A 19,703-nucleotide genomic window follows, 5' to 3' on the forward strand; every position below is an offset into this window, starting at 1 on the left:
GCAAACCTTCGGTTTCATTCCTAAAATTTGAGCCTAAGGTCTCAAATTTTCCCTAGACCAGAACAGATACTGTTCTGGTCTTTTCACCACGGCGACCATTGTCGTGTTTGACGACTGCGTCGCTTTTTCTTATATCTTTATCTAATTGCCTTGCTTCCGATATCGGTTCGGTAAAAGAGGCCTTCTGTGTTTTGTTTGTCGAGTTGGCTGTAGATAATGTTTTGCCCGTCTTTGACGGTGTCTGCTGTTGTGACAAGCATATAGACACGTCCACCGTTTGAAAGAAAATCTTGGCCATTTTCAGCGAACTTAGCACCTGCATAGTAAGTGATGATGTCGCCCTCTGTCTTAGCTGGAAGCTTAACACCTTTCTTATAAGCCAGTGGATAGCCGCTTGAAGCGACAACTACACCCAGAGTCACCCCCTTGTCCTTCCAAGTGATAGCTGGCTCCTTGCCATCGAGGATATCCGTAATATTTTGTGCAAAGTCAGAGGTTAATAGAGGCAGGATAATTTGCGTTTCTGGATCTCCAAAGCGAGCGTTGAACTCGATGACCTTAGGTCCATCAGCTGTCAAGATAAGCCCTGCGTAAAGGACACCCAGATAAGGGCGACCTTCCTGAATCATCCCTTCGAGGACTGGCTTGACAATGGTGTCAACCGCTGTAGCAACCACGCTCTCTGGCAAGTGAGGAACTGGCGCATAAGCTCCCATCCCACCCGTATTAGGACCCTTGTCGCCGTCATAGGCACGTTTATGGTCCTGAGCTGTTGGCATAATGTAGAACTTATCCCCATTGACAAAAGCAAAGAGTGAGAATTCTTCCCCTTCGAGGAATTCCTCAACAACCACACGCGCACCTGAGTCCCCAAATTTATTGTCCAAAAGCATCTCGTGAGCGGCTTCGACTGCTTGCTCGACTGTCTCAGCAACGACAACACCCTTCCCAAGGGCCAAACCATCCGCCTTGACCACGATAGGTGCCCCATGCTTTTCGATATAGACCTTAGCTTCCTCAAAATCTGAGAATGTGCCATAGGCTGCTGTCGGAACGCCATATTTGACCATGATTTCCTTGGCAAAATCCTTGGACCACTCCAGCTTCGCTGCAGCCCTAGTCGGACCAAAAGCCTTGAGCCCAGCTTGGTTAAAATCATCCACGATACCAGCAGCAAGGGCGTCATCTGGCCCGATAAAAGTCCAAGCAATATCGTTTGCTTTTGCAAACTCAATCAATTTAGAATGTTCGGAAATAGATATTTTTACCAATTCCAAACCATCTAGAGTCATCCCATCATTCCCAGGAGCTACAAATACTTTTTCAACATCTTTTGACTCAAGTAACTTCTTAGCAATCGCATGCTCACGACCACCCGAACCGACAACAAGCAGTTTCATTTCTCAACCTCTTTTGCGAATTATTTACTAACATTATAACACAAACGTTCGTTTTAATCTTGTTTTATTAAGCACTTTTAAGCAAAAAAGGAAAGAAACTGTTTTCTTCCCTTTAGCGTTCTTAATGTCTAAAATGTCTCACGCCTGTGAAGACCATGGTCATGCCATATTTGTCAGCAGCTTCGATAGATTCTTGGTCACGTACGGAGCCTCCCGGTTGAATGATAGCCTTAATTCCCGCTTTGGCGATTTCTTCCACGTTATCCGCGAATGGGAAGAAGGCATCCGAAGCAAGGACAGCACCGTCAAGGCGGTCTTTGGCTTGGTCAATCGCAATACGTACGGAAGCTACACGGTTGGTTTGCCCTGGGCCAACACCCAGTGTCATGTGGTCATTGGTGATGATGATTCCGTTTGATTTGACATACTTGATTGCTTTCCAAGCAAACTCAAGGGCAGTCACCTCTATCTCTGTTGGTTGGCGTTTGGTCACCACTTGCCAGTCAGCTGGACTTTCTTTGACAACGTCTTGGTTTTGAACGAGGAGTCCACCAACAACACCTGTGTATTCTGCTTCCATTTCGCTAGCCTCTTGAGCATCAAATGGCAAGGCAAGAATGCGCAAATTTTTCTTTTTGTTGGTCAAAATAGCTAGCGCTTCATCCGTATAGCTTGGTGCGATGATGATTTCAAGAAAAACGCCGTGCATCTTCTCGGCTGTCGCAGCATCCACCTCACGGTTAAGAACAACGATACCACCAAAGATAGACACTGGGTCAGACTCATAAGCGTAGTCCCAAGCAGTCTCGATGTCATCAGCCTGACCGATTCCACATGGGTTCATGTGTTTGAGAGCCACAACGGTTGGACGGTCTTTGAAGTCACGGATGATACGGATAGCAGCATCAGCGTCACGAATATTGTTGAATGACAATTCCTTACCGTTAAGCTGTTTGGTTGAAGCAATGGAGTAATCAGTCGGCAAAGCTTTTTGGTAGAAATCTGCATCCTGTTGAGGATTTTCCCCATAGCGCATGGCCTGCTTGAGGTCATAAGTCAAAGTGAGCTTTTCAGGTTTGCTTTCACCCACTTGAGTTGTGAAATACTCTGCAATTAAGGCATCATAAGCCGCTGTGTGACGGAAAACCTTAGCTGCCAAACGTTGACGCGTTTCGTAAGTCGTTTCACCATTGGCTGACAACTCGTCCAAAACCACTGTATAGTCAGCAGGGTCTACCACAACCGTCACGCTGGCATGGTTTTTAGCTGCTGAACGAAGCATTGATGGCCCGCCGATATCGATGTTCTCCACCGCATCAGCATAAGTCACGTCTGGTTTGAGGATGGTTTCCTTAAATGGGTAGAGGTTTACCACAACAAGATCAATGAGCTCAATCTGGTTCTCCTTAGCTACTTCCAAGTGACTATCCAAGTCACGACGAGCGAGAAGCCCACCGTGGATATTTGGGTGAAGGGTCTTGACACGACCGTCCATCATCTCTGGAAAACCGGTCACATCATCGATCGCAATGGTGTCTACCCCAGCATTATCAAGGGCAACCTTGGTTCCACCTGTTGAGATGATGTCCCAACCAAGTTTTTTAAGTTCTTGGGCAAATTCAACAATGCCCGCTTTGTCTGAGACGCTGATTAAGGCTTTTTTCGTCATTCTATTCCTCTTTCTTTAGGTCTAAGCGCATAGCGACTTCGTTATTTTCTTCTATAAGTCCTGTTTCCTGAAAACCTAGACTAGTCAGTAGGTACTTCATTTTTTCATTTCCAACCACATAATCTGCAACAATATGACTACAAGCTCTATCCATCTGGACCTCTTTGATTAGAACTTCCAAGGCTTTTCGACCATAACCTCTTCCTTGGTACTGCTGGCCAATCATTATCCGCCAGATAAAGTATTCCGCTTCATACTTGTCTATTTCCAGCAGGAGAAAGCCAACCACTTGCTTATCCCAATAGATCGCCCTCGGAAACACATCTTCATTTTTCCGGTAGAGCCATGCGTCAGCTAAAGAGCGTACATTTGGAGCCACAAAACGTGCTCGTTCATCAGCTTCAGATATTTTCAAATCTAGCACTGCCTGAAAACTGCTCTCATCTACTAATTTTAGCTCAATCATTTTTTCTCCTAGCAATATTGCACAATCAAAACTTGATTTACTTCTTATCTTCTCCCTACTCCCAAACTATCCAGCACCTCTGGATACAACTTGTACTCTGCCTCATGAATACGTTCTTCAAAACTGTCAATGGTATCATCAGCCAGCCGTGGCACACGGACTTGTCTGATACGCTGATTAAGGCACGTTTAGTCATTATATTCTCCTTTTTAATCATTAGTTAAACACCAATTAAATGCAGTAACAGTAAAATAAGATAAGCAAAACCAAGGCTAAGAATACCTAAGATATTGACCCATTTTCTAGTTTGTGATTTGAACACTCTTATAAAAATTTGATAAATCAGTAAGCCTACACAAACACCTAGCGTATTTAAAGTCAAATCCGTTATATCTGTTATACCTATTGCTAAAATATACTGTAAGCACTCAAACAATAGACTAATCAAGAAACCTGTCCCGACTATTCTTAAACTAGATAAATTAGTTTTTATCAGAGGGAAACAAACACCTAATGGAATAAAGGAAATCAGATTAAATAACATTTCAGCAAAAACAATTTTTCCATCTACTATTAGTGGTTCTGAAAATGGAATCCAATTGATGTACCTTGGAGCTAAGAAAAATGCTATAAATTCAGGATTGGTTTCAAACTTAAATAAGATTCCCCAAGTTAATAAAATCAGATAGACATAAAATACATACCGAGTTGTTTTTTTAGATTCTAACATTACAAATACCTCCGTTTGAAACCGTCTTCAACAAGCACTGACTCCAATTTAAAATCAAAGATATCATATGAATCATCAAAAAGTCAATCTGTAAATAGAGCCTTCACTACTTCTGGATACAACTTGTACTCTGCTTCATGAATACGTTCTTCAAAGCTGGCTATGGTATCATCAGCTAACCGTGGCACACGTACTTGTTTGATGACCTTTCCTGTATCCACACCTGAGTCCACCCAGTGAATGGTAACACCACTCTCAGCAACACCTGCATTCCAAGCATCCTCAATCCCATGAGCTCCTGGAAATTCTGGCAGGTAGGCTGGATGAATGTTGATGATTCGGCCTTCATAAGCTGCCAGTAAAGTAGGCCCAACGATTTTCATGTAGCCTGCTAGACAAACCAAGTCAATCTGGTGTTCTTCCAAGAGTTCGACAAGTGCCGCTTCGTAGTCTGCCTTGCTCTCAAACTCCTTGAGTTCAAAAGTATAGGACAGAACGTCGAGCTTGTCTGCACGTTCGAGCACATAGGCGTCACGATGGTCTGAAAAGACAAACTCTACTGGAAATTGTTCCGCTATCACCTGAAAATTTGAGCCATTACCAGAGGCAAAAACCGCTATTTTTTTCATTTGATGATGACACTTTCGTTTTCTTTCTTGACGATGCGACCAATTTCATAGACTGGTTCATCCAGCAATTCATTGACACGACCTACATTTTCAGGACTAACTGCCAACATGAGTCCCACACCCATATTGAAGATTTCAAACATTTCTTCGTGTTTGATCTGACCGTATTTTTCAAGAGCTTTGAAAATCGGAAGCACTGGTACCTTGCTTTCTTCAATCTCAGCTGCTAGGTCAGCAGCAAACATACGAGGAACATTTTCGATAAAGCCACCACCTGTGATGTGGGCAATACCATTTACCAAGCCTTCCTTGATGAGTGGCAAAACAGCCTTAACATAGATACGAGTCGGCTCAAGCAAAACTTCCTTGAGTTGCTTGCCTTCCAATTCTGGAAGGACTTCCTCACCTGTATAATCCGCAAAGACACGACGAACGAGAGAGTAACCATTGGAGTGAATCCCACTTGAAGCAAGTCCGAGAAGAACATCGCCTTCTGCAACCTTTGAACCGTCAATGATTTGAGATTTTTCAGCCACACCGACCGCAAAACCAGCTAAGTCATAGTCATCTGCGCCATACATACCCGGCATTTCAGCCGTTTCCCCACCGATGAGGGCAGCACCTGCCTGCACACAGCCTTCTGCCACACCAGCGACTACTTGTTCTAGCTTAGCTGGTTCATTCTTCCCTGTCGCCACATAGTCCAGGAAATAGAGGGGCTCAGCACCTGCAGCGATAATATCATTGACACACATGGCCACACAGTCCTGACCGATGCTATCGTGCTTGTCGTACTTGATTGCCAACATGAGCTTGGTTCCGACACCGTCAGTCCCTGAAATCAAGACAGGTTCTTTAACTCCAGTCTTTGAAAGGTCAAACATACCACCAAAGCCACCAAGAGCTCCCATGACACCTGCACGCTCCGTACGAGCCACGTGCTTTTTAATCCGTTCAACAACTTCATAACCCGCTTCAACATCCACACCCGACTGGGCGTACGCATTCTTATTTGTCATTTCTTTATTCCTTTTCTTTTATGGGGAATCTCAGTAACTCACTTGTAAAAACTTGTCTTTTCTTCCAAACTTCTACGATAGTCTTCTTCGTAGTCGTAGAGAGGTGTTGGGTAGTCACCGTCAAAGTAAGCGACACAGAGACCACCATTTGGCGCATCTGTTTCAATACCAATTGAATCAATCAACCCCTCAACAGAAAGATAAGTCAGACTATCTGCTCCAATGATTTGGCGAGTTTCTTCGACCGTATGATTAGCCGCAATCAGCTCCTGACGGGTCTGGATATCAATCCCGTAGAAACATGGATAAGCTAGTGCTGGACTGCCAATAGCAACGTGAACCTCAGTTGCACCCGCTTCTTTCAAGAGCTGAACGATACGACGAGAGGTTGTTCCACGTACAATAGAGTCATCCACCATAACCACACGCTTGCCTTTTACAACGCCTGAAACAGCAGACAGTTTCATCCGTACCCCTTGCTCCCGCAATTCTTGAGTCGGTTGGATAAAGGTACGTTGGGTGTATTGGTTCTTGATGAGGCCCATTTCATTTGGTAGCCCAGACTCTTCCGCAAATCCCATAGACGCGCTTAGGGAAGAATTGGGCACACCGACTACAATATCCGCCTCATGCTTGAATTCACGCGCCAATTGGGCACCCATACGTTTACGTGCCGTATGGACATTGACACCATGAATGTTAGAATCAGGGCGAGCAAAATAGATATACTCCATAGAACAGATTGCTAACTGGGTATCATCTGTATAGCTATCATACTGGATTCCCTTGTCATCAATGATCACAATCTCACCTGGCTTCAAATCACGAATCCATTCAGCACCAATAACCTCAAAAGCACAGGTTTCAGATGAAACAACCACTGCTCCGTTGGCCATTTTCCCGATAGAAAGCGGACGGAAACCATTGGGGTCAAGAGCTGCAATCAACTTGTCCTCAAACAGCAAGATATAGGCAAAACCACCTTTGACAAGGCTGAGCGCTTCCTTGATTTTGCCCATCAGGCTAGGATTATGACTGCGACGAATGAGGTGAGCCAAGATTTCCGAGTCCGAAGTCGCGCTGAAAATTGCTCCTCTTTGTTCCAATTCTTTCTTGAGAGAGGCAGCATTGGTCAGATTTCCATTATGAGCCAACCCAAACTGCATATCGTGAAAACGGAAGAGGAAAGGCTGGATATTATCTACAGAAGCTTCGCCAGCAGTCGCGTAACGCACATGCCCAATCGCACCAGTTCCCGTCAATTTATCTAAGTTAGCAGGATTTCTGAAGACTTCTGATAGAAGCCCCATATCGCGATGCCGCTTTAGTTTCCCTTGGTCATTGGAGAGGATTCCTGCCCCCTCCTGACCACGGTGCTGAAGACTATGGAGACCAAAATAGGTCAATTTAGCAGCATCTGGATGTCCCCAGATACCGAAAACACCACATTCTTCATTAAGAGATTTTACTTCGTATGTCATTTTATATACCTAATTTTTATTTGTGTAGCACCAAGAGCTAAATCTACATGACTTTTACATTACTGATACTATCTATTAGAAAATCTGCAAGTCTTATTTTCCAGTAAAGTATTTAACCGCTGACGCGAACAGGTGCTGGTCTTTATTGCCTGGGATATTTTGGAAAAGACCATCCTCATAACGTTCTGAGTGGCCCATCTTACCGATAATTTGGCCGTTCTTGCTAGTAATTCCCTCTATAGCATTTACAGAACCATTCGGATTGTACTTAGAATCCATACTTGGTTTTCCATCAAAGTCAACGTATTGGCTGAAAATTTGTCCATTGTCACGGAGCTCAGCGAATTCCTCAGCCGTCACGACAAACTTCCCTTCACCGTGCGAAACAGGAATGGCATGGATATCGCCCACTTGCACCCCAGCAAGCCATGGTGAGTTAGTATTGGCAATGCGAGTTTCTACCATCTTGGCCACGTGTTGGTTGGCATCATTGTAGAAGAGGGTTGGGCTCGTACTGCTGGCATCTTCAAAGTTCCCGTATGGAAGAAGACCTGATTTGACGAGGGCTTGGAATCCATTACAGATACCGATAATCAAGCCACCACGAGCGATAAAGCTATCAATAGCTACACGCACTTTTTCATTAAGCAGAATATTGACAATAAACTTGGCTGAACCATCTGGCTCGTCCGCAGCTGAGAATCCACCGGCAAAAAAGAGAATGTTAGCTTTACTGATGTTGGCAACCATAGTTTCGACTGACTTGACAATAGCTTCTTCATTCAAGGTCACAAATGGCACCAAGTTAACTTCTGCACCTTCTTTCTCAAAGGCCTTTGCTGAGTCATATTCTGAGTTGGTTCCTGGGAATACTGGGATGTAAACCACAGGTTTTTCAACCTTTTCTCTGGCTTTAATCACAACATCTGATACCACAGCTGGTACTTCAGCCAGTTCTTTCGCTTGAGCAAATTCTGTTGGGTAAACTTCCTCCAGTTTGCCTTGGAAGGCACTGTCAAGTTTCTGTCCATCTAGCTTCACACCGTTGACAAGGAGTGTAAAGTCTGCTTTCGTTTGACCGATTTTCTCTACTCCAGCAATTTCTTCAGGAGATGTGAAGACAAATCCGCCCAATTGAGCTGTCAAAGCCGTTTCAAGTTCAGGCAAGGTTACTTCTGCACCGATATGATTTCCAAAGGTAGCAAGGGCCAAACTTTCAAGCACACCACCGTATTTAACAGCTGAAGCTGCTGTTACTTTGTGAGCCTTTTGAAGGGCTTCAAACTGAGCAAAGTTAGACTTAATCAAGTCAAAATCAATCTCTGCAGCAAGAGCTTGACCTGGGATGTAGTAGATGTTTTCACCAGCATTCTTGAACTCTGGCGAAAGCACCTTACGGCTATCTGCCGTCGTCACCCCAAAGGCTACCAAAGTTGGTGGCACAGTTAATTCTTCAAAGGTACCAGACATAGAGTCCTTCCCACCGATAGATGGCAAACCAAGCTGAATCTGAGCTTCGATAGAGCCTAGGAGAGCTGCTACTGGCTGACCAAAACGCTCAGCTTGTTTGTCCATGCGTTCGAAATACTCTTGGTAAGAGAAACGAGCCTTAGACCAGTTGGCACCAGCAGCCACCAAACGAGCAGTCGCTTCAATAACCGCATAAGCAGCACCGTGGTATGGAGACCATTCTGCTACATAAGGGTTGAAACCTTGAGCCATGACTGACGCAGTATGAGTCACACCGTGTTGAACTGGCAATTTCTGCACAGATGCCTCAGTTGGTGTGAGTTGGTAACGACCACCAAGTGGGTGATTAACCGTAGAGCGTCCAACAGAGCAGTCAAAGATAGTCTGTAATCCTTTTTGACTGGCATGGTTGAGGTCAGATAGAACCGTAAGGGTATCTGCTTCAAGTGTGTCAGCGCTTGTTGTACGCTCTTCTGGGAGTTTGACATCCTTGTCCACCACCTTTGCATCAACGACCACACGCACACCATTGGTGTCAAGGAAACGACGTTCCAAGTCGACAATGATTTCACCATTCCAGTGCATGACTAGATTTGGTTTTTCAGTTACTGTCGCAACCACAACAGCATCAATATTCTCTTTGTTACATTCTGAAACGAAGGCATCTACATCCTCAGGACGAACCACCACAGCCATCCGTTCTTGAGATTCAGAGATGGCAATTTCGGTACCATTCAAGCCCTGATATTTAAGAGGCACCTTGTCTAGATCAATTTCAAGACCGTCTGCCAATTCACCGATGGCTACACAGACACCACCTGCTCCAAAGTCATTGGACTTCTTGATAAGACGAGTGACATCGCCATTACGGAAAAGGCGCTGAATCTTGCGTTCTTCGATAGCATTCCCTTTTTGAACCTCAGCTCCAGCAGTCTCTACAGACTCAACTGTTTGAACCTTGGAAGAACCTGTCGCACCACCGACACCATCACGTCCAGTCTTACCTCCAAGGAGGATAATGACATCACCCGCTTCCGGTTTTTCACGGACAACATTGCCCTTTGGAGCAGCACCGACAACTGCACCAAGCTCCATGCGTTTAGCTACAAAGCCTGGGTGGAAGTATTCACGAACGTAGGTTGTTGCAAGCCCAATTTGGTTACCGTATGAAGAATAACCATGAGCCGCTGTCTTAGAAATGACCTGTTGTGGTAATTTCCCAGCACGCGTTTCCGAAATCGGTGCGGTAATATCACCGGCACCTGAGATACGCATAGCTTGGTAGACATATGAGCGACCTGACAATGGGTCACGAATGGCTCCACCGATACAAGTAGCCGCCCCACCAAATGGCTCAATCTCAGTTGGGTGATTGTGGGTTTCGTTTTTAAACATGAGGAGCCATGGTTCTTTCACACCATCAACGTCCACTTCAATTTCGACTGAGCAAGCATTGATTTCGTCTGACACTTCCATATCATCCAAACGTCCATTAGCACGCTCATAACGACCAAAAATAGTGGCCATGTCCATCAAGGTTTGTGGCTTTTCAGAACGCCCCAACTCATCACGCATGGCAATATATTTTTCATAGGTTGACTGCAATTGCTTTTGGAATTTCGATGCGGAGAAATCAATCTGTTTCAACTCTGTCTCAAAAGTCGTGTGACGGCAATGATCAGACCAGTAAGTGTCCAAAACCTTGAGTTCAGTCTCAGTTGGTACACGCCCGATTGACTTAAAGTAGTCCTGGATAAAGAGCAAATCATCCACTTCCATAGCCATCCCTTGCTCGGCCTTGTAGCGGGCAAAGTCTTCTGCCCTATAGCTTTCAAAGAAAGTCAATTTAGGAATGGTCTTGTCTGACTCTGAAAATTCCTGCTTGGCAATTCCTGTCGTGATGTCCTTGAAACGTGAATCCACTGGATTGAGTAGGTAGTTCTTGACCGCTTCCAACTCAGTCGCAGCAATGTCCTTGTTAACCAAATACAATTGAGCAGTATTAACCGCTACATCACTTGAGCTACCAAGCAAAAGCAAGGCTTCCTGTGAAGAAGCCGCACGCTGGTCAAACTGCCCTGGCAAGCTTTCGATAGCAAAGAAAGCATAGTTAGCCAGATCCGCCTGTACAGCAGCTTCGTCCAAGACATGGTCTGTCACCTGCTCAGAGAAAATGTGTTTCTCTGCAGGTGCAAACAGGTCCTCAGCCAAGTTAAAGACATCATACACTTGCACGATGCGAATACTTTTCAAGCTTGAAAGTCCCAAGTTGTGTTGGAGTTCTCTCACCAAACTCTCTGACTTGACCTGAAAATCAGCCTTTTTTTCAACAAAAATACGTTTATCCATCAATTCTTATTCCTTTATTTCAGCTCTTGCAATGTTTCCAAATGACCTTGAGAGTCTTGCAAACAGATTATTTCAACCCCTTCAACTTTTCCCAGACAATTTCGTAAACATCTGTTAATTCACCTAGACCCCTACGGAAAACATCCTTATCCATGTGGTTGCCATCCGCATCCCACAAACGGCAATTATCTGGTGAAAATTCGTCTGCTAAGATAATCTTGCCATCCTTGTCAAAACCGAACTCTAGCTTAAAGTCAATCAACTTGAGGCCAATCTCAGCAAACCAGACCTTCAAAAGTTCATTGATACGACGGGTTTCTTCCTTCAAGTAGGCAATCTGCTGGTCATCCGCAATCTTTAGGAATTTCACATGCTCGTCATTGATAAATGGATCATCCAAATCATCATTTTTGTAGTAAAGTTCAACAATCGGAGTCTCCAAGGCAATTCCCTCATCCACACCAAAACGTTTTGAAAAGGAACCAGCCGTGTAGTTGCGGAGCACGACTTCCAAAGGAATAATCTCAACCTTTTTATTGAGTTGTTCTGTATCCGAAAGTTTCTCTACAAAGTGAGTCGCCACACCAGCCGCATTTAATTTCTCAAAAATAAAAGATGAAATCTGATTATTCAAGACTCCCTTGCCCGCAATCTGCTCCTTCTTGACACCATTGAAAGCAGTCGCCTGATCCTTGTAAGTTGAAATAATAAGATTTTCATCCTCAGTTGTATAGATATCTTTAGCTTTTCCCGAATAGATCAATTGTTTTGACATTTAAAAGTTCGCCTTTCGTATTACTTGAGCACATTCTACCATAAAAAACTTAAAATTACAAGAATTTAACCGAATAAATAACGTAGCGACATCGAAAATCGTAAAGAAAAAACTGCAAGAAGAATCTTTCTCACAGTTTTAAAATCATTTAACTCTAAAAACACGAACATTACTCTTTGTTCAAAAATTGATCCAAATAATAACGCAGGTAACTTTTCTTGCCCGTAATCATCTGTAGGCGGCCTTCCACCCCGTAACGAAGTCTTTCAGACTGCTCAGAAGTTAGATTAGTCTCCGCCTCAATTTTAAAGAAATTCCCTTTTTCAGTCTTGGTAGCTGTCGCATCGATGCTGGTAATAGTAGAATCTAGGAAAAGTTGATTCTTGGCATCATGAGTCGTCGTATAGCGAACAGAATCACCGACCTTAATCCTTGCTACATCTTTTGAACTTAGATAAGCTGTGAGTTTGGCTTTCCCTTCTTTTTCCAAGGACGGATAGAGTTGGGCTAGTAGGGCACCTTCTGCAACCATGGTAGAATCACTGGTCTCAGAATTAAGATGAAGCACCCCATCCTCACTCGCCGTAATTTTCCCCTTGTCTAAAAGATTTCCCTGTACCTTCTTACCTGACTCCACCTCCAAGATTTTCTGGTCTAGAAGGGTCAATTCCTGACCAACCTTAGCCAAATGTTGGGATTTGAGAGACTCTAATTGACTACTTAAACCAGACGCATAGGCTTGCTGGATACCTGAACCTGCATACTGAACACGGTAAGTAGCAAGACTGGATTCTAACTGAGAGAGCTGTGCTTCTACCTGAGCAACAGCCTGGGCCTTAGATTGCGGATTTTCCTCGCCCTGAGACTTATAGGACTGGTAGAGAGAGTAGGCTAGATTCTGACTGGCCAAGGAAGCACCTGTTTCAATAGCTGACTTAGCTGTCTGGTAATCACGAATTTTAGCCTCTGTTTGACTGATGAGGTTGCCGATTTCGGCTTGAGTTTGACTAGCTGCTGCATTCTGGGACGCAATGGTCTCATTTTGTTGCGATGTACTAGCCCTAAGACTGCCTGCTTGACTGATGTAGTCGCGAAAGGTGGCTTGGTAGCCAAACTTATCCTCCTCTGGAAAGTGGTTCTCCCCTTCTTGCAGACTCTTTTGCAAATACTCCAATTGCTTTTTTTGATCCTTGAGCATGTCCAACTGACTAGCATAGGCCTCCGCTTGGACACCCTCTGCCCCTTCTTGATATTGAACCAACAGTTCTCCCTTTTTAACCAGCTTATTTTCTTCCAAATGATTGACAAGAATGCGATTGTTGCTAGTTGACTGGATATTTGTAAGGATACGACTAGGCTCGACAGTAGCTCTAGTTGATAAACTCATCTCCTTCTCTGCAAATGTTGCAAATCCAAGTAAAAACACGAGCAGAAGGGACATGGGTACAATCACCCGACTGGAAAAATTATGGTAACGACGATTATAAAACTCCGCACTTTCTAAAAATTCTGGTTTCATCCTCTCCTCTTTCTAGCTATTCACCAAATGGGCGTAAAAACCACCCTGTGCAAGCAAATCAGCATGATTTCCTTCTTCAACAATCTTGCCCTGATCCAAGACAACAACCTTCTCTGTCCGCTCAGCAATAGTCAAACGGTGGGCGATGAAAATCAAGGTCTTGTCTAAAGCCATGAGATTATCTACGATCCGCTTCTCTGTCAAAATATCCAAACTGCTAGTCGCCTCATCCAAAATCAAGACAGGTGCATCTGTCAAGAGAGCACGCGCTAGGGCGATTCTCTGACGTTGACCACCTGAAATTCCTGCCCCATCCGAAGTCAATTCTGTCTGGTAATTTAGTGGCATGCGCTCGATATCCTCCCGAATCTCTGCCAATTCAACCGCCCGTAAGATATCCTCCTGAGTCGTCCCCTCCTTGGCTCCCAAAAGAAGATTCTCCAAAATCGTTCCGTTAAAGACATAGGGCTGTTGAGGCAGGTAGTTGATGTACTGACGCAGGGCCTTTTTATCAATCTGATTGAGATTGACACCACCCAAACTAATCTCTCCCTGACTTGGGTCGTAAAAATTAACCATCATCTTGGCCAAGGTCGTCTTACCTGACCCTGAAATCCCCACAAAAGCCACCTTAGAACCTTGGGGAATGATCAAATTGATGTCCGACAAAACGTCTCGACCATAGCCATACTTGTAGAAAACCTGCTTGAAGGTCATATCTCCCTTCATCAAGCTCAAATCCTCAACCGTTTTCTTCTCCTCAAACTCAGAAGCTACCAGATAAACCTCATTCAAACGGTTATTGGCAACCTGCGCTGTCTGAAGCTTGGTTTGCAGATTGATGATATTTTCCAAAGGATTGGTAAAGTAAACCAGTAAGGTATTATAGGTAATCAACTGCCCCAAACTCATCTTGCCATCCATGATCAGAACAGCCCCCATCCAGAGAATGCCGACATTGAGCAAGAGATGGGCAATTTTTTTCAGAGCCTTTTGCTGACTCTCTGCTCGACTATAGGTAAAGGATTTTTTCAGATAATCCACAAATTCCTTGTCAATCTTTTGATAGCGTGAACTTTCACTGGTCAAAGACTTGATAGTCTCAATACCGTTGATGTCCTCAATGATAGAAGAAGACAGAACCGCATTGGCTTCCATGGTGTCCCGATTCATCTTTTCAAACGGTTTCATAAAGGCAAAGATAATCACTGTATAGATAGGAAGTGCCAATAAAGTCATGAAAAAGAGATTGGTATTTTGTGAAAATAAAACAAGGGAAATAATGACAACCGTTGACACATCTAGGAAAATCGAAAGAATGGTCGAAGCCAGCGCATCGATGATACTGTTAGCATCTGTAAAACGAGACACGATTTCCCCTGTTCTGCGTGTCGCAAAGAAAGACATAGGCAGGTGAAAAACATGCTTGATATAGGACAAAATCACGTCAATCGACAAGCGTTGCCCCAAAACAAGCAAGAGATACTCCTGAGCGTAAGACAAGATTTGCTGGAGGATATAGACAATCACCAGCCCAATAGAAATAATCCCAAGCGTCGAACGCATCTGATCTGGCACATAGGTATCAATGATAGACTGCAGATAATAAGAACCCACAATGTTAATCAAGGTTACCAAGAGTGTTGCCAAAACGATATTGGCAATCAAGCCACGCTGCTTCACTAATATAGGGATAAAAGAGAGCAAACCATTCTTTTGATCCTTATGAGGCTTGTAGTCTGGACTCGGTGCCATAAAAAGAGTCACTCCTGTCCATTCTTCCGCAAAACGCTCACGTGGCAGTTTGGTCAATTTCACCCCAGGATCTGGATCGGCAATATGAATGCTATCCTTATCCTGACCAGTCACCACATAGTAGTGGAGCAATTTCCCTTCCTTAAGCACATGGGCAACAAAAGGAAAAGTCAAATCTGGCAAGTCAAAGATCGTCATATCCGCCTTAATTGCTCGCGTCTCAAAACCAATCTCCTCTGCCACCTTGACCAAGCCCAAGGCCGTCGTCCCATCCATGGTCGTCTTTGCCAATTCTCGTAAGTGAGCCAAAGAATAATAACTACCATAGTAGCCAAAAACCATGGCTAATGAAGCTACACCGCAGTCCATCTGATCCACCTGCGGACGATAGTGACGTTTCCCAAATTTCATATTCATCTCCTTTTCCCTAATACTCAATGAAAATCAAAGAACAAACTAGGAAACTAGCCGCAGGCTGCTCAAAACACTGTTTTGAGGTTGTAGATAGGACTGACGAAGTCAGTCACATATATACGGCAAGGCGACGTTGACGTGGTTTGAATTTGATTTTCGAAGAGTATAAACTCATCTGATAACAACTATCTTACCCTAATCACTAAACAAATACTGGACTTCCTTCCCAAATGCGCCTATCTCCCTCCCAACTGCACTTTTGGGATAAAAAAATAGGCAGAACAAACGTTCTACCTAAAATATATATTTATTTCTTTTTCTTCCTAATTCTTTTGTCAATCATATATAAAACGATAATCGAAAACAGCGGTGGTACAATATAACTCTTTTCACTCATTGTCAGCTGAAATCCCAGAGTTGCTAGTATCTTAAAGATGAAGATATTCATCAAAAATAGAAAAACAAATACTAAAAAATATTTTAAAATCTTCTTCATTTCTTTTCTTCAACTTTCCTAATTTCTATACCTATTTTATCATATTTTATCAAAAAATACATGTAATCCCTCAAAAATAAACACCTCAACTGCACTTTTGGCAAAAAATAGGCAGAACAAATGTCCTGCCTACTAAAAATATGGTATGAAAGGAAATTGATGTTTTACTGTCACCCTAGGCAAGCTTGGAACAAATAAATCATTGATAGTAACCTTTACGACATCCTATTTAAAGTTACTTCAATTTCTAATGTCCCTGCTATTTCTAAGCCACCTATGGTATGATCTATTCATGTTTAGAATAGATAACACCGTTCTAAATTACGATTCATAGTTACTCCTTTTAAATTCCAATGTGATGCATTCTGAGATTATACTCTAGTCATTTTAGCACAGACTAACAAGTCATTCTTAACTGCTCACTCTACTCGCTTTTTATTGACCTTATAGCCTAGATAAAAGAGCCCAAATAAAACGGGGTAAATTTCTGGATAAAATAGGGTATTGATCGGATTTTTCAAAATCAAATACGTTGTGATGTAGATAATGAGTGATACGGTAAAATAACCCTCAGCAAAACCTAATAAAAATGTTTTCATAGAAGACTCCTATTTGCCTGACAAGAATAGCAGAAAAACTCTGCCATTCACATGTACAAAATACTTTTGATTCATGTTCTTCATTTATAGTTTTGATTATTTTTTGACAAATCTTTGCAAAAAATACCAAAATATCCTGAGAAAAGCAAACCAACCAAAGTCCATTGCCAATTAAAGGATACTAACGAACCTGTACGAATCACATGAAGCGCGAGATTAAGAGTTATTCCCAACAAAAGAAATATAGTAGCTAGTTTAGGTAACAATGTATTGAGATTAAGGTTGCGACTGTTCATTATCTAACGCCCACGGCGAGCCAAATCTGAACCAAATGTGTAACCAGCCCCAAATGCGCCAAATGCAATAGCACTTAGGCCAAATATAATCGAAATAGGTTCAATTCCTCCTTCAATTACTTGCAAATCTTTCTCATCAACTACTTGAAATTTATCCATTCTTTTCTCCTTTACTTCTATATAATAAAATGAATACCATTAAAAACAATGAAATTGTTGGTATATTAAAATCATCAAACCATGTAGGTAAGGGTAGCTTATTCACATCAGCTACCAACCTGATAATTGTATAAGATATTGAACTAAGTAATACCATAAGCTCAGGCCAAATCTTCAACATTAATTTAACAAATTTCATATATATCTACAAAATTATGGTCGATTAGCATAATATCCTGCAGCTATGCCCGCACCTGCTGAAACTGTAGCAAGCGCAGCTACACCTCCAATTAATTTCCAACCAATAACTACGCCACCAATAATAATTGGTGCAATTCCCCCATCCACATCCATCAACTCTTCTTCTGTAAGAGCTACAAAGTTCTGTTCCATTTTGTCAAAATTTGTCATCTTTTTCTCCTCAATTTGTATATGTTTTTATATGTTTAATGTTTAATGTTTATCCTCTAAGCCACTTAAATAGCCAAGTTGGATAAATAGCTGAAATAATCATTTCTAATCTCCTTCCTTTTCGTCTCACTTATTTATTCGAAAAATAAGTCGAAAATGTACAACTAAAGTCAATTTATTTAAAAAATAACTCAGTGAACCATGGGTAGAACATTGATATAAACATAAACCAAACTCCTTTCTTTTCCTCTTACTTATCTATTCGAAAAAAAATTTCGAAAATGTACAACTATTTAAATTTATTTAAAAAATAACTCAGTGAACCATGGGTAGAACATTGATATAAACATGAACTAGGCTCCTTTCCTTTTCCTCTTATTTATCTATTCGAAAAAGAAGTCAAAAAAATAAGAATATCAGAAATTTTCCGATATTCTTATTGATAAACTCATTCAAATCTAACAGATATTAGACATTGAGATGTTTTTTAAGGGTTCTTCTAGCTGTTCGTGATACGGGGAAGTGCAAGCCTTCTAACAAGGTCACTTCTGTGGCAGTCATCTCTTCAATGGCCTGTAAACTGACTAAAGTATTGCGATTGGCATAGACAAAGTAATCTTTTTCAGCCTTGGCAGCGATATCCTTGAGACTGCCATAAATGGTCTTGATAGAATGATTAGCATAATAGACCTTGATACGATGGGATTCCACTGAGGTTTCAAAGGCTAAAATCTCATGGTAGGGCAGAGTAAAGCCCCGTCTTCCCTCAAAACTATAGGTGAAGAGACACATATTTTCCCTCTTATCCACTGCTAATACATAGTCCAAACAGCGCTCCAGCTGATAACGGTAATCCTCCTCAGACTGATCCTTGGAAATAAAATCCAAGGCAGACAAGTGGTAGCGAAAAGCTAGAGGCAAGACCTCCGAGTGTGTAGACACAAAGACAATGCTTGTAAAGGGATCCTGCTCCCGAACCTGTTGAGCAACCTGAAAGCCCCGTTCACGCTCTCCATCAATCTCTAAATCCAATAAATAGAGCTGGTAATGGTCAAAATACTGAGAATACTTTTCAACATCTCCATAATTTTTGGCAATATCAATTTCCAATCTCAAATTGCGAGAGCGACCGATATCTAGTAAAGTTTGCTCTATACGCCCCTGCTGGACTCTATCGTCTTCCAAAACTAAAATTCTCATTCCTCTCCCCCTCGTTTCTCATCCTTAAATGGCAATTCTAAATCTTGTCTAAAAGTCGTCTCTCCTAGCTGGGTATCTAAGTTTAAATCATAATGAAAAACCATATCCTCCAAGGTCGCTAAACCCAGTCCACTGTGGTTTCCCTTGGTCGAATAACCCTTTTGACTGAGAATACTGGGATTCAGTTCTTCTTTCTTACGAGTGTTTTCAATGATAAAACGAACACTCCTATCGCCTGCCAACAAAGCAACCCGAATCTGCGGATTTTCAGCCTCACTGGCTGCCTCTAAGGCATTTGTCGTGAGGATAGAGAGGATACGGATAGCCTCCAACATCGGCAAATCCAGCTCTTCGACAACCCCAACCGTCTCCAAACTAAAATGAATTCCTTGATTATCTGCCACAATCATGGCTTTTGCCAAGGTATTACGAATGGCTATATCATGGATATTGTGAAGATTAAAAGCTGTGTAATCTGCCTTCCTCAGCTTTTCATTGGTCTTTAGAAAGACATCTTGATAAATGGTAGATACCTCAGCCATGTCTTGATTAGCTATGGCAGGCTCCATGCTAGCGACAATTCCCGCAAAATCATGACGGAAACCTCGCACTTCATCATAGAGATGACCCAGCTTATCCACCATTCCTTGCAAGGAACGATTTTCTTCTTCCTGTCTCTGAATGGTTTGCTCATCACGATAAACCTGCTCCAAATGCTTGATGTAAAAGAGCCAAGAGAAAAAGAGAATGAAAATCAAGAGAGAAATGGTCGTGTCAAAACGAACATAGAAAGAACTATTTATATTGGTCATAAACGAAGAGAATATCCTAAATACAGTCAGAGGTAGGATAATGAAAAAACTCTT

18 protein-coding genes and 1 pseudogene are annotated in these 19,703 nt (G+C 42.5%); all 19 read right to left on the minus strand.

Features of this window, described 5'->3' with window-relative positions:
- Positions 1-137: 137 nt before the first annotated feature.
- Positions 138-1,400 (minus strand): phosphoribosylamine--glycine ligase, encoded by a 1,263-nt coding sequence (purD, locus tag HT734_RS05125; RefSeq protein WP_173277392.1) that lies wholly within the window; start codon positions 1,398-1,400, stop codon positions 138-140.
- Positions 1,401-1,521: 121 nt separating this feature from the next.
- On the minus strand, positions 1,522-3,069 hold the full coding sequence (gene purH / locus HT734_RS05130; protein ID WP_173277390.1) for a bifunctional phosphoribosylaminoimidazolecarboxamide formyltransferase/IMP cyclohydrolase: 1,548 nt from the start codon (positions 3,067-3,069) through the stop codon (positions 1,522-1,524).
- Position 3,070: 1 nt separating this feature from the next.
- A complete protein-coding gene (locus tag HT734_RS05135) occupies positions 3,071-3,535 on the minus strand; it encodes a GNAT family N-acetyltransferase (protein WP_173277388.1) in 465 nt (154 codons plus the stop codon).
- A gap of 44 nt (positions 3,536-3,579) precedes the next feature.
- A pseudogene (locus HT734_RS05140) lies at positions 3,580-3,705 on the minus strand (phosphoribosylglycinamide formyltransferase); the annotation flags it as partial.
- A gap of 50 nt (positions 3,706-3,755) precedes the next feature.
- On the minus strand, positions 3,756-4,265 hold the full coding sequence (locus tag HT734_RS05145; protein ID WP_173277387.1) for a VanZ family protein: 510 nt from the start codon (positions 4,263-4,265) through the stop codon (positions 3,756-3,758).
- Positions 4,266-4,348: 83 nt separating this feature from the next.
- Positions 4,349-4,894 carry a phosphoribosylglycinamide formyltransferase gene (purN, locus tag HT734_RS05150; protein ID WP_173277386.1) on the minus strand — a complete coding sequence of 182 codons (546 nt, stop codon included), beginning with the start codon at positions 4,892-4,894 and terminating at the stop codon, positions 4,349-4,351.
- Entirely contained in the window at positions 4,891-5,913 is a 1,023-nt protein-coding gene (gene purM, locus HT734_RS05155; RefSeq protein WP_173277384.1) for a phosphoribosylformylglycinamidine cyclo-ligase, read from the minus strand. Before purM ends, purN begins: the two co-directional genes overlap by 4 nt.
- 38 nt (positions 5,914-5,951) lie before the next feature.
- On the minus strand, positions 5,952-7,394 hold the full coding sequence (purF, locus tag HT734_RS05160; RefSeq protein WP_173277382.1) for an amidophosphoribosyltransferase: 1,443 nt from the start codon (positions 7,392-7,394) through the stop codon (positions 5,952-5,954).
- Between the two features lie 93 nt (positions 7,395-7,487).
- Positions 7,488-11,213 (minus strand): phosphoribosylformylglycinamidine synthase, encoded by a 3,726-nt coding sequence (locus HT734_RS05165; RefSeq protein WP_173277380.1) that lies wholly within the window; start codon positions 11,211-11,213, stop codon positions 7,488-7,490.
- Positions 11,214-11,280: 67 nt separating this feature from the next.
- The gene (gene purC, locus HT734_RS05170; protein WP_173277379.1) at positions 11,281-11,988 is read right to left on the minus strand and encodes a phosphoribosylaminoimidazolesuccinocarboxamide synthase; all 708 of its coding nucleotides are present in this window, start codon (positions 11,986-11,988) and stop codon (positions 11,281-11,283) included.
- A gap of 169 nt (positions 11,989-12,157) precedes the next feature.
- On the minus strand, positions 12,158-13,507 hold the full coding sequence (gene comB / locus HT734_RS05175; protein WP_173277377.1) for a competence pheromone export protein ComB: 1,350 nt from the start codon (positions 13,505-13,507) through the stop codon (positions 12,158-12,160).
- Positions 13,508-13,519: 12 nt separating this feature from the next.
- A complete protein-coding gene (gene comA, locus HT734_RS05180) occupies positions 13,520-15,673 on the minus strand; it encodes a peptide cleavage/export ABC transporter ComA (protein WP_173277375.1) in 2,154 nt (717 codons plus the stop codon).
- Between the two features lie 310 nt (positions 15,674-15,983).
- Positions 15,984-16,172: a hypothetical protein gene (locus HT734_RS09425; RefSeq protein WP_033679471.1), complete on the minus strand. Its 189-nt coding sequence runs from the start codon at positions 16,170-16,172 to the stop codon at positions 15,984-15,986.
- A gap of 419 nt (positions 16,173-16,591) precedes the next feature.
- Positions 16,592-16,771 (minus strand): hypothetical protein, encoded by a 180-nt coding sequence (locus tag HT734_RS05185; protein ID WP_173277373.1) that lies wholly within the window; start codon positions 16,769-16,771, stop codon positions 16,592-16,594.
- A gap of 80 nt (positions 16,772-16,851) precedes the next feature.
- On the minus strand, positions 16,852-17,067 hold the full coding sequence (locus tag HT734_RS09430; protein ID WP_240151620.1) for a bacteriocin immunity protein: 216 nt from the start codon (positions 17,065-17,067) through the stop codon (positions 16,852-16,854).
- Between the two features lie 3 nt (positions 17,068-17,070).
- Positions 17,071-17,226, minus strand: a complete 156-nt coding sequence (locus HT734_RS05190; protein WP_000357248.1) for a smi_0061 family bacteriocin-like peptide — start codon at positions 17,224-17,226, stop codon at positions 17,071-17,073.
- 213 nt (positions 17,227-17,439) lie between these two features.
- A complete protein-coding gene (locus HT734_RS05195; RefSeq protein WP_153224195.1) occupies positions 17,440-17,637 on the minus strand; it encodes a class IIb bacteriocin, lactobin A/cerein 7B family in 198 nt (65 codons plus the stop codon).
- Positions 17,638-18,105: 468 nt separating this feature from the next.
- Entirely contained in the window at positions 18,106-18,837 is a 732-nt protein-coding gene (locus HT734_RS05200) for a response regulator transcription factor (RefSeq protein ID WP_173277372.1), read from the minus strand.
- A complete protein-coding gene (locus HT734_RS09440; protein ID WP_240151622.1) occupies positions 18,834-19,649 on the minus strand; it encodes a GHKL domain-containing protein in 816 nt (271 codons plus the stop codon). The genes HT734_RS05200 and HT734_RS09440 overlap by 4 nt, the downstream gene beginning before the upstream one ends.
- Positions 19,650-19,703 lie beyond the last annotated feature (54 nt).

Source organism: Streptococcus sp. k-90 (assembly GCF_013277565.1).
GTDB lineage: Bacteria > Bacillota > Bacilli > Lactobacillales > Streptococcaceae > Streptococcus.

Coding starts and splice junctions, on each gene's coding strand:
- HT734_RS09425 (WP_033679471.1), bottom strand. CDS start 16,172: ATGAAGAAGATTTTAAAATATTTTTTAGTATTTGTTTTTCTATTTTTG.
- HT734_RS09430 (WP_240151620.1), bottom strand. CDS start 17,067: ATGAACAGTCGCAACCTTAATCTCAATACATTGTTACCTAAACTAGCT.
- purM (WP_173277384.1), bottom strand. CDS start 5,913: ATGACAAATAAGAATGCGTACGCCCAGTCGGGTGTGGATGTTGAAGCG.
- purC (WP_173277379.1), bottom strand. CDS start 11,988: ATGTCAAAACAATTGATCTATTCGGGAAAAGCTAAAGATATCTATACA.
- HT734_RS05185 (WP_173277373.1), bottom strand. CDS start 16,771: ATGAAAACATTTTTATTAGGTTTTGCTGAGGGTTATTTTACCGTATCA.
- HT734_RS05195 (WP_153224195.1), bottom strand. CDS start 17,637: ATGACAAATTTTGACAAAATGGAACAGAACTTTGTAGCTCTTACAGAA.
- HT734_RS05190 (WP_000357248.1), bottom strand. CDS start 17,226: ATGGATAAATTTCAAGTAGTTGATGAGAAAGATTTGCAAGTAATTGAA.
- HT734_RS05165 (WP_173277380.1), bottom strand. CDS start 11,213: ATGGATAAACGTATTTTTGTTGAAAAAAAGGCTGATTTTCAGGTCAAG.
- HT734_RS05145 (WP_173277387.1), bottom strand. CDS start 4,265: ATGTTAGAATCTAAAAAAACAACTCGGTATGTATTTTATGTCTATCTG.
- HT734_RS09440 (WP_240151622.1), bottom strand. CDS start 19,649: ATGACCAATATAAATAGTTCTTTCTATGTTCGTTTTGACACGACCATT.
- purN (WP_173277386.1), bottom strand. CDS start 4,894: ATGAAAAAAATAGCGGTTTTTGCCTCTGGTAATGGCTCAAATTTTCAG.
- purH (WP_173277390.1), bottom strand. CDS start 3,069: ATGACGAAAAAAGCCTTAATCAGCGTCTCAGACAAAGCGGGCATTGTT.
- HT734_RS05200 (WP_173277372.1), bottom strand. CDS start 18,837: ATGAGAATTTTAGTTTTGGAAGACGATAGAGTCCAGCAGGGGCGTATA.
- purD (WP_173277392.1), bottom strand. CDS start 1,400: ATGAAACTGCTTGTTGTCGGTTCGGGTGGTCGTGAGCATGCGATTGCT.
- comA (WP_173277375.1), bottom strand. CDS start 15,673: ATGAAATTTGGGAAACGTCACTATCGTCCGCAGGTGGATCAGATGGAC.
- purF (WP_173277382.1), bottom strand. CDS start 7,394: ATGACATACGAAGTAAAATCTCTTAATGAAGAATGTGGTGTTTTCGGT.
- comB (WP_173277377.1), bottom strand. CDS start 13,507: ATGAAACCAGAATTTTTAGAAAGTGCGGAGTTTTATAATCGTCGTTAC.
- HT734_RS05135 (WP_173277388.1), bottom strand. CDS start 3,535: ATGATTGAGCTAAAATTAGTAGATGAGAGCAGTTTTCAGGCAGTGCTA.